Raw genomic sequence first — 14562 nt, 5'->3', positions numbered from 1 at the left:
GAAGGGGCCGTTCGGCTGGCGGCGCGCCGGTGCTCGCCCCGAGCACGGCACCGCGCGCCGCCATCCGGCTCCGGCGTCCTCACCCCCGCTTCCGGCACCGCCGGAGCGGGAGCACCCCCCACCGGTTCCCGTGGACCCCGAGGGAACCTCCGCCGAATCCGCGATCCGCACTCGACGAGGGCTCCCGTCACCGAGCCCCTCGCCGTCCCCTCGCGGCGCATCGCAGACCACAAGCGTGATCAAACGGACACCTGTCCGTCAACACCCGATTGAAGGTTTGTTACCTTTTGCCGCTTTCGCCGGGCCCGCGCACGGAAGCACGCCCGGGCGCACGGCCCCGGCCGCCTGACGGGGTGTCGGCGCCCGCTGCACCGGCCCGCGCGCCCCCTCCCGCACGCCACCGCCCGCGCTACACCGCCTCGTAGGCGAACCCCTCGAAGCCGCCGTACGCGCCGTACGACCCGTAGGTCTCGAAGGCCGGCTCGGGGCACCGCGCGCCGTCCTGGTCCGCGCCCGCGTCCTCGGACGGGTCGCTGCGGTCCAGTTCGCACCAGATCCGCTTGCCCGCGCCCTCCACGCTCCAGCCCCAGCGGTCGGCCAGCCCGTCGACGAGCGCGAGGCCCCGGCCGCCCGTCGCCTCCCCGCCGGCACACCGGGGCACGGGTGCGCGGGAACAGGCGTCGGCCACCTCCAGGCGGACCGTCGCCCCCCCGGCCGTCTCCGGCTCCGGCAGCGACAGCCGCACCACCGCAGGGCACCCGGTGTGCACCACGGCGTTGGTGACGAGTTCCGAGACGAGCAGGACCAGCGTCTCGGCGATCGGCTCGTCGGCCCCTATGCCGGACCCGGCCAGGCGCGAACGGGCCCACTTCCGGGCGCGCCCCACCTCAGCGGGGTCGGGCCGGATCTCCAGCTGCACTTGAAGCACCTGCACCGCTACACCATCCGAACCGGCGGACACACGGCCGCACGGCACGCGAAGAACACGCGACGCACGGGCACCACGACGACGAGGGCCACGATCGTAGCCATTTTCCGCATGGCCAGGACAACGGCCACGGGGAGAGTGACGGACGGTGACTCCCGTACGGGACAGCTTGGTTGACGTTCCGTCACCCCAACAAGGGCTTCGGGCATATTCCCGCGCGAAGGAGTACCCGTGCGGCATACTGTGCGACGCTCACCGAGGGGAGTCGAACAGGCACCACCGGCGGGCTGCGCACCGGGAACCACTCGCATGGCGCCGACGGTACCCGAGCGCTCACCGACTGCGGGCCGTGACGGGAGGCGGGGACGTCTTCACCCGCCCCCGCCACACCTTCACGCTCCGTGACCGTCAACTGCCACGATCGGCGACATCGTTGACGCCCGCCGGTCCACCGCGCGCGGCGCGGCCCGCCCCCACGGCCCGCGAACTGCTGCGGCGCCCGGGCGTGTTGCGCCCGCGATCAGGCCGGGACCGTGAAGTAGCGGGCGAAGGCCGGGACGACGTCCGGCTCGCCGACCTTGCCGTCGCCGTCCGCGTCCAGCGCGCGGGCCGCCGCACGGGCCACGTTCTCGGGGACGCCGAGGGCCCGCAGGGCGCGCACGGTGTCGTCGACCGTGGCGGCCCCGTCGCCGTCGGTGTCGGTGACCGCGAGCGCGGCGTGCAGGAAGGGCCGGGCGATCTCGGCGAACCGGTCCGGGTTGTCGCTCAGGCGCTTGACCGCGCCGTTCACGAACTCCTCCCGGGTGATGCGCTGGTCGCCGTCGCGGTCCGCTATTCCGGCCATGCCCTGCCAGAACGCCTCGGCGCCGGCGTACAGCGCCTGCCCCCGGTCGGACCGGGCCGCCGTGGCGAACTCGGCGAGCAGCGCCTTGGCCGCGCCGCTGAAGTCCTCCCGGTCGATCCAGCCGTTGCCGTCCTGGTCGAAGGTGGCGAACCGGGCGGCGATCCTTCGCTCGTACTCGCTGCTGACCATGTCTTGGGCCGCCTTACGTCGTCACGTGGGGTTCCTCTGGCAGGGAGCGTACGTCGCGCGCGGCGCCCCGGGGGCCGTGGGGCGACGTCTGTGCCAGGACCGGGGGAATCCCGCGACGACGGCGTGGCACGGGGAGCCGTGCGTCCGCCCGGCTCAGGCCGACAGCGGCTCGGTGTCGTCGACCACCGCGTCCTCGATGCAGAGGTAGACGTCGAAGAGACGCCGTACGCCGAGCGCGCCGAAGACCCGGTTCACGTGGGAACCCTCGACGGCCCCGGCGGCCGGCAGGATCAGGCGCAGGCTGCCCTGGCAACTGCGCAGCAGACGGCGGGCGGAGATCAGTACACCGACCCCGCTGGAGTCGCAGAACCGCACGTCGGAGAGGTCGAGGACGAGGCTGTGCCGGCCGTCGGCCACCTCGTCGTGCACCCGCTGCCGCAGCCCGGGTGACGTCACCAGATCCAGCTCGCCCGACACGTGGAGCACGACCCATCCGCCCTGCTCGCCGCCGGTCACTTTGAACGCCACCACCACACCCTTCGCTCGCCGGGGAGGAAGCGGTGAGCGGAACCGGAAGCGGTGCTTACGCTTCCCTTCGCCTCCTTGCAGCGCCGCTGCCCAGCGGCCGTTCCCGGAAACGCCGATCCAGAAACGGGAAGGAAAAGAAGGAGGCTTGTTTCAGTCGTGACCGGTCCTGTTCGATCGGAAGCGGACACAATCGGGCACGCCAAAGAGCGGACGGAGGAGCGGACAAGGCCCTTACCATCCCTCACCACGCGAGGGGCGCACATTGCCACAAAGGGGCGTGCGTTCTTCGACGTGCCGACTACATTCGAGGTGACCGTGGGCGCAGGCTGGACGCGAAGAGACGGGTGAGGGGGCCGCATGGCGAAGAAGGACGCACCGCCCCGCTGGGACCGCAAGATGCAGCAGCGGCTCGCCCGCGGCGAGGCGGCGGCCCTCGGCGAGCTCTACGACCGGTTCGCCTCGCTCGTGCACGGGCTCGCCCACCGCGTGCTCGGCGACGAACGCGCCGCCGACGGCATCACCCGCGAGGTCTTCGTCCACGTCTGGGAACACCCCGAGTCCTACGACCCGAACCAGGGCCCGCTGCGCACCTGGGTCGCCGGCCTCACCCACCGCCTCGCCGTGCAGCGGCTGCGCGACACCGGCGCCGCCGCCCTGGCCCGCGGCGGCCCCGGCACCGCCGAGGAACTGGAGCACCGGGTCCGCCACGCCTCCGTCGCGGCCCGCGCCGACTACATCGTCCAGTCCATGCCGGCCCCGCTGCGCGCCGCGCTCGAACTGGCCTACTTCCAGCGGCGCGACTACCGGCAGGCCGCCGCCGACATCGGCATCACCGAGGAGGAGGCCCGCCGCCGGCTCCGCCTCGGCCTGCAACTGCTGTCCACGGCCCACGACGCCGCCTCCCCCGGCGCGCCGCCCGGGTACGGGGGTGCGGCGTGAGCGGGACCGACGGCTCCGAGGCGTACGACGGCGACGACGCGCACGACGACCACGCAGGGCGGGCCCCCGAAGGCCCGCGCGCGAACGGCGGCGGCGGGCCCGACCACCCGCACCGGCCGCCGCGCATACCGACGCCGCGCACCTCGGTGGAGGACGGCGGACTGCCGCTGCCCGCGGTGCCGGACAGGGAACAGGGGGAGGACGTGCAGGGCATGCGGGAGAATCTCCGGGAGAGCCTGCGGCAGGACCTGGACCGGCTCGGCGAGCTCGCCGGGACCGTGAGCCCGGCGCCGGAGCCGGCGCACCCGGTGCTCAAGTCGCTGCTGGGAGCGTGGGCGCTGGCCGCCTGCTCGGCCGAGGAGACGGCCGCCGTGGAGGCCCACCTCGGCGCGTGCGGCACCTGCGCCGACGAGGCGCGCCGGCTGCGCGAGGCGGTCGGGCTGCTCCAGCGCCCGGACAGCCTCGACCTCGACCCCGGGCTGCGCACCCGCGTCCTCGAACGCTGCCTGGAACGGCGCCCGCCGCGCATCCCGGTGCCCGAGTGGGCGCTGGCCTACGACGCGGAGACCGCGCGACTGGACGCGCTGCTGCAGGACTTCGGGGACTCCGAGTGGCACGCGCCCGTGCGGCTGCGGTGGTTCGGCGACGAGGGGGCGCGCAACCGCCGTACGACGGTCGCCGGGGTCATCGCACACCTGCTCGCGGTGGACGGGCTGGTCGCGGCGGCGCTCGGCCTCGACGACCCGCTGGAGGAGGGCGACGCCCCCGCACCACCGCAGGAGCGCACCGAACGGTACTGGCGCGACGCCCACTTCCCGCCCACACGGTCGGTGCGCGGACCGTGGCGCGAGCAGACGCACGCGGTGGTGCGGACGGTGTCGTTCACCCAGGGCACGGGGCTGCTCGGGGTGTCGTACGGCGGGTTCGAACTGCCCTTGCGGGACGCCCTGGTGGACCGGGCGTTCGAGTGCTGGGTGCACGCCGAGGACATCGCGGACGCGGTGGACTACCCGTACGAGCCGCCCGCGCCGCGGCACCTGCGCGGGATGATCGAGCTGGCGGTACGGATGCTGCCGGGCGCGCTCGCGCAGCGGCGGCGGGCAGGGCTTGCGGCGCCCGGCGGCGAGAGCCGGCACCTGGTGGCCGCGGGCCGGCCCGGGCGCAGCGTCCGCCTGGAGATCGAGGGGCGCGGCGGCGGCGAGTGGCTGGTGCCGCTGGACTCACCGGCCGCGGTGGGCTCCGCGGAGCACCAGGTGGCCCATGTGGCGCTGGACGACGTGGAGTTCTGCCGGCTGGCCGCGGGGCACGTGTCTCCGCGGGAGGCGGCGGCCGGGCAGGCGGGCGATCAGGGGGCCATCGGGGACGTGCTGTCCGCGGTGGCGTCGTTGAGCCGGTTGTAGGGGGTGGCGGGGCGCGTCGGCGGCTGCGGCCGGCCACGGACCACCCGCAGCCGCCGTCGCGACCGCACCCCCGCTCCCCTCAGGCGAACACCACCGTCCGGCGCCCGTTGAGAAGAATCCTCCGCTCCGCGTGCCACTTCACGGCCCGCGCCAGCGCCTGGCACTCCACGTCCCGCCCGACCGCCACGAGCTGGTCCGGCGTCACGTCGTGGCCGACGCGCTCGACCTCCTGCTCGATGATCGGCCCCTCGTCGAGGTCCGCGGTCACGTAGTGCGCGGTCGCCCCGATGAGCTTCACGCCCCGCGCGTGCGCCTGGTGGTACGGCTTGGCACCCTTGAAGCTCGGCAGGAACGAGTGGTGGATGTTGATGATCCGGCCGCTCAGCTCCTTGCACAGGTCGTCCGAGAGCACCTGCATGTACCGGGCGAGGACGACCAGCTCGACGCGCTCCTCGCGGACCAGCTCCAGCAGCCGCGCCTCGGCCTCCGGCTTGGTCTCCCGCGTCACCGGGATGTGGTGGAAGGGGAGGTTGTACGAGGACACCAGTTCCTGGAAGTCCGTGTGGTTGGAGACCACCGCCGCGATCTCCACGGGCAGCGCCCCGATGCTGGCCCGGAACAGCAGGTCGTTCAGGCAGTGCCCGAACCTGCTCACCATCAGCACGACGCGCATCTTCTCGTCGGCCCGGTGGATCTGCCAGTCCATGTGGAATGAGTCACCGATCGCCGCGAAGCTCGCCCGCAGCTTGTCCACGGTCACCGGGGACTCCGCCGAGAAGTGCACCCGCATGAAGAACAGTCCCGTGTCGTGGTCGCCGAACTGCTGGCTGTCCTCGATGTTGCAGCCGGTCATGAACAGGTAGCTCGACACGGCGTGCACGATGCCCTGCTTGTCGGGGCAGGACAGGGTCAGGACGTACTGGTCGGCGGGGGCCGCCGCGGCTCGGGTGGACTGCTCGTTCATGCAGCACAGGGTCCCACACACGGGCCCCGCGCCCCACCGTCGTCCCGCTACGCGGACCGGGTCATGATCTGCAGCACCTCGAGGGTGCGCGGCGGCTGGTCGGGGTCCTCGCCGTCGCTCACCGACATCCGCACGTGCGCGTCACGCGCCGCCCGGACCGCCTCCGGCCAGCCCGCGTGCTCCAGGTAGGCGGACACGGGCGCGTCCGGGCCGACCTGGTGCATGATCCGCAGCACCCGCAGCACCGCCGTGTCGACGAGCGCCGCCTCCTGGGAGTCCCGGAAGATCGTGCCGACGTACTTCTCCGCCGACCAGTTGTCCAGCCAGGTGTCCTCGACCAGGCGGTACACGGCGTCGGTGACGTCGCCGTACCCGTCGACGCCCGCCAGCCAGACGTTCCGCTGGAACACCGGGTCGGAGAGCATGTGCAGCGCCGAGCGCACGTTGCTGCGCCAGCGCCACCACGGCATGTCGTTCAGGGGCATGCCGCCCATGGTGGAGGAGCGACGGCCGCGACGGGAAGAGTTCTCCGAACCTTGCACGGTCATCGATCGTACGTTCCGCCCCGCACCCGCCTCACCGGCCCCCGCAATTCACCTGTGCGTCACCATCCGTCGACCCGCGGTCACTGCGGGGTTAGGGATGTGGCGGAAGCGTGTGGGGACATGACCGGCAGGCGACGTACGCGAAGCACCTTCCTCCCCTGGCACCACCGCTTCACCCGGCACGTCAGACCGTCCGCCCTGATCGCGGGTGCCCTGACCGCCAGTGCGTCACTCCTCGCCGGCTGCGGGGTCATCCCCGGTACCACGGGGGGTTCCGGGGACACCTCGATCACGGTCATGACGTGGGCGCCGGAGGACACCAGCGCCACCAACAAGCCCGGCATGCCCGCCTTCGCCCGCGCCTACGCGCGCTGGGTCAACGCCCAGGGCGGCCTCGGCGGCCGCTCGCTGAAGGTCCTGACCTGCAACGACCGCAACGACTCGGTGGGCGCCGCGAAGTGCGCTCGGCGCGCCGTGAAGGAGGGCGCCGTCGCGGTCGTCGGCTCCTACAGCCAGTACTCCGACTCGTTCTTCCCCACGCTGCAGGGCGCCGGCATCCCGTACATCGGGGGCTACGGCGTCACCAACGCCGAGTTCACCAGTCCCCTGTCGTACCCGGTCAACGGCGGCCAGCCCGCGCTGCTGGCCGGGCTCGGCCGGGAACTCTCCGGTGTCTGCGGCCATATCGCGCTGGTGCGCCCGGACACCATCGCCGGCGACGCCCTGCCCAGTCTGCTGGACTCCGGCCTGCACGCGGGCGGCCACGCCGACGCCACGGACCAGCCGGCGGCCGAGGACGCCACCGAGTACTCCGCCCAGGCCCGGCAGGCCCTCGCCGAGGCCGCCCGCGGCGGCGGCAAGGGCTGCGTGGTCCCGGCGCTCGGCGACCGCACCAGCACCTTCATGGACTCCTTCCGCCGCGACGGCGACGCGTCCTCGGTGCGCACCGCGACCGTCCTCGGCAGCGTCGACCAGACGGTGATCGACGCGACGGGCGGCGCGTCCGGCCCGTACGAGGGCGCGTACGTGACCGGCTGGTACCCGGTCGCGGGCGACCCGCGCTGGAACGGGATGAAGAAGATCATCAACGACGAGGCGTTCACCGACAACCGCATCGACGCCGACGACACCGGGGTGCAGACGACGTACATCGCCTACACCGTGTTCAAGAAGGTCGTGGAGTCGCTCGGGACCGGCCGGGTCACCGCGGACACCGTCCGCAGCGCCCTCGACGACGGGCTGAGGATCGAGACCGGCGGGCTCACGCCGGCGCTGCGCTGGCAGTTCGCCGACCGGCTCGGCTCGGTCGGCCTGCCGCGCCTGGTCAACGCCGACGTGAGCCTCCAGGTGGTGCGCAAGGGCCGGCTGGTGGCCGCCAAGAGCGGCTCCGTCGACGTGACCGCGACGCTGGAGTCCGCCAACCTCGATTGAACCGCCTGAACCGCCTGACCCGGCTGAGCCGCGCCCGCGCGGGGCGCGGCCCGGCCGGGTCAGAGCTGGGTCGGCTGACGCTGGGTCAGCCCGTACTTCTGCGCGATGCCGTTCCAGAGCTGCGCGGCCTTGGTCTTCTGGGCGCTGGCGGTGCCGCTCGCCCGGTTGCCGGCCTGGGTCTCCGGGGTCGTGCGGGCCTGGCCCTTCTTGCACGCCTTCTTGTTGCCGGCGATCTGGTCGGCCCAGGCCGCGTAGTGGTTGTCGGCCTCGGCGGACGCCTGCCACGCCTTGGTGAGCGCGGAGGTCAGCGCCGCGTGGTCGGGCAACCGGTCCACGGTCAGGCCGTCCAGCCGGGTCACCAGGTCGGTGCGCTGGCCGGCCGCGGCCCGCAGGTCGGTGGCGGCCTGCTGGAGGTTGGTGCACGCCTTGACGTCCGCCACCGCGCCGATCACGCTGGCCCGGCTGCTGCCGCTGTCCGCCAGCAGCTTGTCCAGCGCGACCGCCTGGTCCTTAGCCGGATCGGCGGCCGCCGACGCGGACCCCGACTGCGCGGGCGCCGACGCGGACGTGGGCGCGCTGTCGTCGCCGTCGTCGCCGCCGCCCCCGCCGGCCATCAGGGCGCCCGCGCCGATGCCGACGACCACGATGCCCACGCCGATCGCCGCGATCAGCGGCCACCGGGAGCCGGTCCGGCCGTTGCCGCGCCGGCCGCCGTGGTCGTCGGCGTCCTCGTGGACGGCGCGCCGGCCGCCGGGCGGGAGGAACGAGGGCGGCGCGGAGCGGGCCGCGCCGGCACCCGCGGGACCGCCCGGTCCGGGCTCGGTGAAGCGGGGAAGCTGCTGGGTGGAGCCGGCCGGGGACTCGCCCCGGAACAGGTTCGCGAACTCGGCGGGCGGCTGCCGGTCGCCCTCGGCGCCGCCGTACGGCGCCTGGCCCGGCTGTCCGGCGACGGGCGGTATGTACTGCGTGGCCTCGGCGTCGGAGCCGCCGGGCTGCCGCTGGTGGTGCGGCGCCGTGCCCAGGTAGTGGGTCGCCTCGGAGGGCGTCTCCGGCGGCAGCGCGCCCCCGCCGACCGGCGGCAGGTACTGGGTCGCGCCCTCGTCCGCGCGGCCGCCGCCGGGGGGTGGGTACGGCGTGCCCTGGTTCCCGTGCGCCCCGGCGACCGGAGGTATGTACTGCGTGGCGCCGTCGTCCGCCGCGGCGGGCGGCACCGGCGGGAGGTACTGGGTGGCGCCCTCGTCGGCGGGCGGCAGCGGCGCGCCGGGCACGCCGTGGCCGTACGACGGCGGCTGCGCGCCCTCGGGGGGCAGCGGGCCCGGGCCCTGCTGGGGCGCCGGGTGCCACTGGCCGGGGTCGGCGGGCTGGGCGCCGCCCCACTGCTGCTGCTGGTCGGCGGGCAGCGGCCAGGCGCTGCGGCCGGACGGGTCGGCGGGCGGCTGCGCGGCCGGCTCGTGCCGGTCGGGGCCCCATGGCCGGCCCCAGGTCTGGCCGGGGGCGGGCTGCGGGTCGCCGTAGGACGCCTGCTGCCGGTCGCCGTAAGGGGCCTGCTGCGGGGCGCCGTAGGAGCCGTGGCCCGGCTGGTGGGGGTCGGCGTAGGAGCCGTGCCCGGGCTGCGGGCCGGCGCCGTAGCCGCCATGGCCGTCGTCGCCCGGGTGGGCGGGGCCGGCGTGCCGGCCGCCGTACGGGTCGTGCTCGGGGTGTCTGTCCTCGCCGCTCGTCGTGCCCGGCAGCAGAGGCGCGCCGCCGTCCGAGGGCAGCACGATGCCTTCGCGCGGGGACCGCGCCGAGGGCTCCTCGCCCTGTCCACTCTGCGTCACCGGGACTCCTGTGAATGGGGGACCTTCGGAATCGTCGGCTCACGCTACCGGCTCCACGGAACCCCGTGCCACGCAGCTCAGGACGTGACCTCCTTCCCTGTGACGTCGCTAACAGACGCGTGACACAACGGGGGCGCCGTGCGCTGTAGTTGGCCCGCCCGCGAGCCCTTCCCGGGACCCTCCCGCGCGGGCCCCGTGCGGGCCCCCGGCGGCACGCACGGCGCTCCGTCCGGCTACGCGGCGGCGGGCAGGTCCAGGCGGGCCCCGAACTCCCTGACGACCGGCTCCTCGCGGTACGGCTCCAGCCGCTGCTGGAGGTCCTCCAGGTACTCGGCGCCCCGGTTGGAGCGCAGCGTCTCCAGCAGCTCGACCGCCTTCAGGCCGGTGCTGCACGCCTGCTCGACCTCGCGCTGCTGCACCTGCGCGCTGGCCAGCAGCACGTAGCCGATGGCGCGGCGGCGGGCCCGGCCCTCCGGGTGCCCGGCGAGCGCCTGCTCCGCGCAGCGCGCCGCCGCCTCGGCCTGGCCGAGGTCGCGGTGGCAGTGCGCCAGTTCGTCCGCCAGGTACGCCTCGTCGAAGTGCGCGATCCACACCGGGTCGTCCCCGGCGGCCGGGTCGGCCGCCTCCAGCGCGGACACCGCGCGCCCGGCCGCGTCCTGCGCGGCGCGCGCGTCCCCCAGCAGGGCGTGGCCCCGGGCCTCGGCGGCGTGGAACATCGCCTCCGCGCGCGGGGTGACCCGCCCGCGTGCGCCCTCCTGGGCCGCCCGCGCCAACTGGGCGATCTCGCGCGGGTTCCCGAGCTGGGCGGCGAGGTGGCTCATGGACGCGGCGAGGACGTAGCCGCCGTAGCCGCGGTCCCCGGCCGCCTGGGCGAGGCGCAGCGCCTGGATGTAGTACCGCTGGGCCAGGCCCGGTTGGCCGGTGTCCACGGCCATGTACCCGGCCAGCTCGGTGAGTCGGGCCACGGCGGCGAACAGGTCGCGGCCGACGGCCTCCCGGTAGGAGCCGGCGAGCAGCCCGGAGACGACGCTGTTGAGGTAGTGCACGACGACCGGGCGCACGTGCCCGCTGCCGTACTGGTGGTCCAGGTCGACCAGCGCCTGTGTCATCGCCCGCACGGCCGCGACGTCGGACTGCCCGACCCGCGGCCCCGCCGACCGCGCCACCTGGGCGTCGGGCGCGGAGATCAGCCAGTCGCGGCTGGGCTCGACGAGCGCGGAGGCGGCCACCGAGGACCCGGACAGGAAGTCCCGCCGGCCCACGTCGCTGCGCCACAGCTCGCAGACCTGCTCGATGGCCCCCAGTACCGTCGGCGAGAACTGGAGGCCCACGCCCGAGGCGAGGTTCTTGCCGTTGGCCATGCCGATCTCGTCGATCGTGACCGTCCGGCCGAGCTTGCGGCCGAGCGCCTCGGCGATGACCGCCGGGGCGCGGCCCCGGGGCTGCTGGCCGCGCAGCCAGCGGGCCACGGACGTCTTGTCGTAGCGCAGGTCGAGGCCGTGTTCGGCGCCGCACATGTTGACGCGGCGCGCGAGCCCGGCGTTGGAGCATCCGGCTTCCTGGATGAGCGCCTGCAGCCGTTCGTTCGGCTGCCGCGCGACAAGCGGCCTTGCGGCCATGGCATAACCCCCTGCGAACCCCTTGGAACGAAAAAGATCCGGCCGTGAAGATCGATGCCCCACGGACATACCGAAAATGCGGGACATGCGAGGATTGCCGGGGTAAGCCACCAGCCGACCCCTTCCGGTGCCTACCCGCTCCCCCTCGCGTTCCTGCCGCGCGCCCCCGCGTGTGCACCTGTGCGCCCCGGAGCCCGCGACGGTGCTCCTCCCCCGCGCACAGGGCACGGCGTAACCCCTGGTGACGGCTGGAGTTGTGTTCATCGTGGAAGAGACCATCCCGGAGACCGAAGCCGCCCAGATCCCGGAGCAGCGCGGGGAATCGCTGCTGGAGACCGCCGTCCGCTACGCCGGGGAACGGCACTGGGACGTGTTCCCCGGCACCTGGCTGGAGGCGGTCGACGGGGTGCAGCGCTGCTCGTGCGGCGACCCCGCGTGCGAGGCGCCGGGGGCCCATCCCGCGCGGGCCGACTGGGCGACCCGGGCGACGGGCAGCGCGACCGTCGCCCGCCGGATGTGGCAGAAGCAGCCGGCGGCCTCGATCCTGCTGCCCACGGGGCGGACGTTCGACGCGGTCCGCGTGCCGGAGACGGCCGGGTTCCACGCCCTCGCGCGCATGGAGCGCATGGAGGTGACGCCGGGACCGGTGACGCTCGCGCCCGACCGGCGGATGTACTTCTTCGTGCTGCCGGGGGCCGCCGCGAAGGTCCCGGACCTGGTGCGCGCGCTCGGCTGGGCGCCCGCGTCGCTGGACCTGGCGGCGCTCGGCGAGGGCGCGTACGTGGCCGCGCCGCCCACCCGGTTCGGGTCGCGCGGGGCCGTGCAGTGGGCGTGCCGGCCGACGCAGGCGAACCGGTGGCTGCCGGACGCCGAGGAGTTGGTCCCCCCGCTCGCCTACGCGTGCGGCCGGGACCGGTAGCCCCGTCCGCACGTCCGCGCGCGTCCCGGTGCGCCGTGCGGCCCTCCGCGCCTCCGGCTCCGTGCGCCTAAGGTGCCTGCATGAGTTCTGCCGTACGTGTACGCGACCTCCACAAGCGGTTCGGGCAGCAGGTCGCCGTGGCCGGGATCGATCTCGACCTGCCCGCGGGGCGGTTCATCGGGCTGGTCGGACCCAACGGTGCGGGCAAGACCACCACCCTGTCGATGGTGACCGGGCTGCTGCGGCCCGACGGCGGGACCGTGGAGGTCGTGGGGCACGACGTGTGGCGGGACCCGGTCGCGGTGAAGGCCCGGATCGGGGTGCTGCCGGAGGGACTGCGCCTGTTCGAGCGGCTGTCGGGCCGCGAACTCCTCGGCTACACCGGGCGGTTGCGGGGCCTGCCGGGGGCCGAGGCCGACAAGCGGGCCACCCAGCTCCTCGACGTCCTCGACCTCGCCGGCGCCCAGCACAAGCTCGTCGTCGACTACTCCACCGGGATGCGCAAGAAGATCGGCCTCGCGGCGGCGCTGCTGCACAATCCCGAAGTGCTCTTCCTGGACGAGCCGTTCGAGGGCGTGGACCCGGTGTCGGCGCAGACCATCCGGGGCGTGCTGGAGCGGTACACCGCCTCCGGCGCCACCGTCGTCTTCTCCTCCCACGTCATGGAGCTCGTCGAGTCGCTGTGCGACTGGGTGGCCGTGCTGGCCGCCGGGCGGATCCGCGCCCACGGCCCGCTGGAAGAGGTGCGCGGGTCCGCGCCGTCGCTGCAGAAGGCGTTCCTGGAGCTCGTCGGCGCCCGGGAGCGGGACGCCGGCTCCGACCTCGACTGGCTGGGCGGCGGGTCGCGGTGAGCGCGCCGACCGCCGTCGTCGTACGGCTGAAGCTGTCGCTGCTGCGCAACGGGCTGCGGCAGTCCGCGGGCCGGCGGGCCGCCTACGTCGCCTCCGCCGTCGTCGTCCTGCTGTTCGCCGCGCTGCAACTGGTGGGGCTCATCGCCCTGCGCGGGCACGCGCACGCCGCGTCCCTGGTGGTGCTGCTGGTGGCGGTGCTGGGGCTCGGCTGGGCGGTGATGCCGCTGTTCTTCCCCAGCGGGGACGAGACGCTGGACCCGACCCGGCTGGTGATGCTGCCGCTGCGGCCCCGGCCCCTGGTGCGGGCGCTGCTGGCCGCCTCGCTGGTCGGCATCGGACCGCTGTTCACCGTGCTGATGCTCGCGGGCTCCGTGGTGGCGGTCGCGCACGGGGCGGTGGCGTACGGCGTCGGCGTCCTCGGTGCCGTTCTGGGGCTGCTGATGTGCGTGACGCTCGCGCGGGCCGTGGCCGCCGCCAACATCCGCCTGCTGACCAGCCGTCGGGGGCGCGACCTGGCCGTGCTGAGCGGGCTGGTCGTCGCGGTGGGCGCACAGGTGGTCAACTTCGGTGCCCAGCGCCTGGGTTCCTCGGGCCTCGGCCAGCTCGACCCGGCCGCCGACGTGCTGCGGTGGGTGCCGCCCGCCGCCGCGATCGGCGCCGCGGACTCCGCGAGCGCGGGGTCGTACGGGACGGCGGCCGCCCAACTGCTGCTCACGGCTGCCGCCTCGGTGGCCCTGCTGGTGCTGTGGGAGCGCAGCCTGACCCGGCTGATGACCGCGCCCGACGGGTCCACCCTCCAGGCCGCCGGGGAAGGGACGCGGGGTCGGCGCGGGTCGTCCGGGCTCACGCGGCTGCTGCCCGCCGGCCGCACCGGGACCGTCATGGAACGCAGCCTGCGCTACGTGTGGCGGGACCCCAAGACGAAGGCGGCCTGGGTGACGTCCCTGGCGATCGGCCTGATCGTGCCGGTGTTCAACGCCCTGCAGGGCACCGGCTCGCCGTACTTCGCGTGCTTCGCCGCCGGGATGCTCGGCATCCAGATGTACAACCAGTTCGGGCAGGACACCTCCGCCTTCTGGATCGTCGCCCTGAGCATTTCCTCCGCGCAGGACGCCTACGCCGAACTGCGGGCGCGGGCGCTGGCGCTGCTGGTGATCACCCTGCCGTACGCCACCCTCGTCACCGTGCTGACCACCGGGCTGCTCGACGACTGGCCCCGGCTGCCGGAGGTGCTCGGGCTGTCCTTCGCGCTGCTCGGCGCGATGCTCGCGACCGGCGCCTGGACCTCGGCCCGCTTCCCCTACTCGATCCCGCAGGAGGGCTACAAGAACGTGGCCCCCGGGCAGGCGGGCCTCGCCTGGATCGCGATCTTCGGCGGCATGGTGGCGGCCGCCCTGCTGTGCGCCCCGGTGATCGCCGCGGCGATCTGGCTGAACGTCAGCGCGGGCGGGGCGGCGTGGAGCTGGGTGCTGCTGCCGGCGGGCGCGGCCTACGGCGCGACGGTGACCTGGCTGGGCCTGCGCCTCGCGGCTCCCCGCACGGCGGCCCGCCTGCCGGAGATCCTCGCCGCGGTGAGCAAGGGGTAGGG

At 74.6% G+C, this 14562-nt stretch carries 13 protein-coding genes; 6 read left to right on the top strand and 7 right to left on the bottom strand.

All coding sequences use genetic code 11. From position 1 onward, the window contains the following. Positions 1–409 precede the first annotated feature (409 nt). From E4U92_RS24355 to E4U92_RS24345, 3 genes are all read right to left on the bottom strand, one after another. Positions 410–919, bottom strand: a complete 510-nt coding sequence (locus tag E4U92_RS24355; protein ID WP_168725185.1) for an ATP-binding protein — start codon at positions 917–919, stop codon at positions 410–412. Between the two features lie 529 nt (positions 920–1448). Continuing rightward, positions 1449–1961, bottom strand: coding sequence for an EF-hand domain-containing protein (locus tag E4U92_RS24350; protein WP_137302582.1), 513 nt, complete (start codon positions 1959–1961; stop codon positions 1449–1451). A gap of 153 nt (positions 1962–2114) precedes the next feature. Continuing rightward, a complete protein-coding gene (locus tag E4U92_RS24345) occupies positions 2115–2495 on the bottom strand; it encodes an STAS domain-containing protein (protein WP_137302581.1) in 381 nt (126 codons plus the stop codon). 351 nt (positions 2496–2846) lie between these two features. Between E4U92_RS24345 and E4U92_RS24340 the strand changes: the two genes are divergently transcribed. Further along, positions 2847–3428, top strand: a complete 582-nt coding sequence (locus E4U92_RS24340) for a sigma-70 family RNA polymerase sigma factor (protein WP_137302580.1) — start codon at positions 2847–2849, stop codon at positions 3426–3428. Then, positions 3425–4828: a zf-HC2 domain-containing protein gene (locus tag E4U92_RS24335; RefSeq protein ID WP_137302579.1), complete on the top strand. Its 1404-nt coding sequence runs from the start codon at positions 3425–3427 to the stop codon at positions 4826–4828. Before E4U92_RS24340 ends, E4U92_RS24335 begins: the two co-directional genes overlap by 4 nt. 79 nt (positions 4829–4907) lie before the next feature. Here E4U92_RS24335 and purU read toward each other — a convergent pair whose 3' ends face one another. Next, positions 4908–5792: a formyltetrahydrofolate deformylase gene (gene purU, locus E4U92_RS24330; RefSeq protein WP_137302578.1), complete on the bottom strand. Its 885-nt coding sequence runs from the start codon at positions 5790–5792 to the stop codon at positions 4908–4910. A 47-nt stretch (positions 5793–5839) separates the two neighbouring features. Beyond that, complete coding sequence (locus E4U92_RS24325) at positions 5840–6340, bottom strand: SCO4402 family protein (protein WP_137302577.1); 501 nt, start codon at positions 6338–6340, stop codon at positions 5840–5842. 117 nt (positions 6341–6457) lie between these two features. Here E4U92_RS24325 and E4U92_RS24320 point away from each other — a divergent pair, with 117 nt between their 5' ends. Further along, on the top strand, positions 6458–7768 hold the full coding sequence (locus E4U92_RS24320) for an ABC transporter substrate-binding protein (RefSeq protein ID WP_137302576.1): 1311 nt from the start codon (positions 6458–6460) through the stop codon (positions 7766–7768). 59 nt (positions 7769–7827) lie between these two features. On the opposite strand, the gene E4U92_RS24315 is transcribed toward E4U92_RS24320, so the two are convergent. Beyond that, positions 7828–9585, bottom strand: a complete 1758-nt coding sequence (locus E4U92_RS24315; protein WP_137302575.1) for a hypothetical protein — start codon at positions 9583–9585, stop codon at positions 7828–7830. 233 nt (positions 9586–9818) lie between these two features. Then, positions 9819–11204: an NsdA family TPR-like regulatory protein gene (locus E4U92_RS24305; protein WP_137302574.1), complete on the bottom strand. Its 1386-nt coding sequence runs from the start codon at positions 11202–11204 to the stop codon at positions 9819–9821. A 265-nt stretch (positions 11205–11469) separates the two neighbouring features. On the opposite strand from E4U92_RS24305, the gene E4U92_RS24300 reads away from it, so the two are divergent. The 3 genes from E4U92_RS24300 (at position 11470) to E4U92_RS24290 (ending at position 14560) form a co-directional block, all read left to right on the top strand. Beyond that, positions 11470–12123 carry a bifunctional DNA primase/polymerase gene (locus tag E4U92_RS24300; RefSeq protein WP_137302573.1) on the top strand — a complete coding sequence of 218 codons (654 nt, stop codon included), beginning with the start codon at positions 11470–11472 and terminating at the stop codon, positions 12121–12123. Positions 12124–12203: 80 nt separating this feature from the next. Then, complete coding sequence (locus E4U92_RS24295) at positions 12204–12974, top strand: ABC transporter ATP-binding protein (RefSeq protein WP_137302572.1); 771 nt, start codon at positions 12204–12206, stop codon at positions 12972–12974. Beyond that, complete coding sequence (locus tag E4U92_RS24290) at positions 12950–14560, top strand: transporter (RefSeq protein ID WP_137302813.1); 1611 nt, start codon at positions 12950–12952, stop codon at positions 14558–14560. The genes E4U92_RS24295 and E4U92_RS24290 overlap by 25 nt, the downstream gene beginning before the upstream one ends. Positions 14561–14562: the final 2 nt, after the last annotated feature.

This window comes from Streptomyces galbus (assembly GCF_005280195.1).
In the GTDB taxonomy this organism is placed as follows: Bacteria; Actinomycetota; Actinomycetes; order Streptomycetales; family Streptomycetaceae; genus Streptomyces; species Streptomyces galbus.
The sequence above is the reverse complement of the archived record's forward strand: the minus strand, read 5'-3'. Positions and strand labels throughout refer to the sequence as shown.

Excerpts from the sequence above, each read along its gene's own strand:
- E4U92_RS24350 (WP_137302582.1), bottom strand. The coding sequence starts at position 1,961 with ATGGTCAGCAGCGAGTACGAGCGAAGGATCGCCGCCCGGTTCGCCACC.
- E4U92_RS24340 (WP_137302580.1), top strand. The coding sequence starts at position 2,847 with ATGGCGAAGAAGGACGCACCGCCCCGCTGGGACCGCAAGATGCAGCAG.
- purU (WP_137302578.1), bottom strand. The coding sequence starts at position 5,792 with ATGAACGAGCAGTCCACCCGAGCCGCGGCGGCCCCCGCCGACCAGTAC.
- E4U92_RS24325 (WP_137302577.1), bottom strand. The coding sequence starts at position 6,340 with ATGACCGTGCAAGGTTCGGAGAACTCTTCCCGTCGCGGCCGTCGCTCC.
- E4U92_RS24320 (WP_137302576.1), top strand. The coding sequence starts at position 6,458 with ATGACCGGCAGGCGACGTACGCGAAGCACCTTCCTCCCCTGGCACCAC.
- E4U92_RS24305 (WP_137302574.1), bottom strand. The coding sequence starts at position 11,204 with ATGGCCGCAAGGCCGCTTGTCGCGCGGCAGCCGAACGAACGGCTGCAG.
- E4U92_RS24295 (WP_137302572.1), top strand. The coding sequence starts at position 12,204 with ATGAGTTCTGCCGTACGTGTACGCGACCTCCACAAGCGGTTCGGGCAG.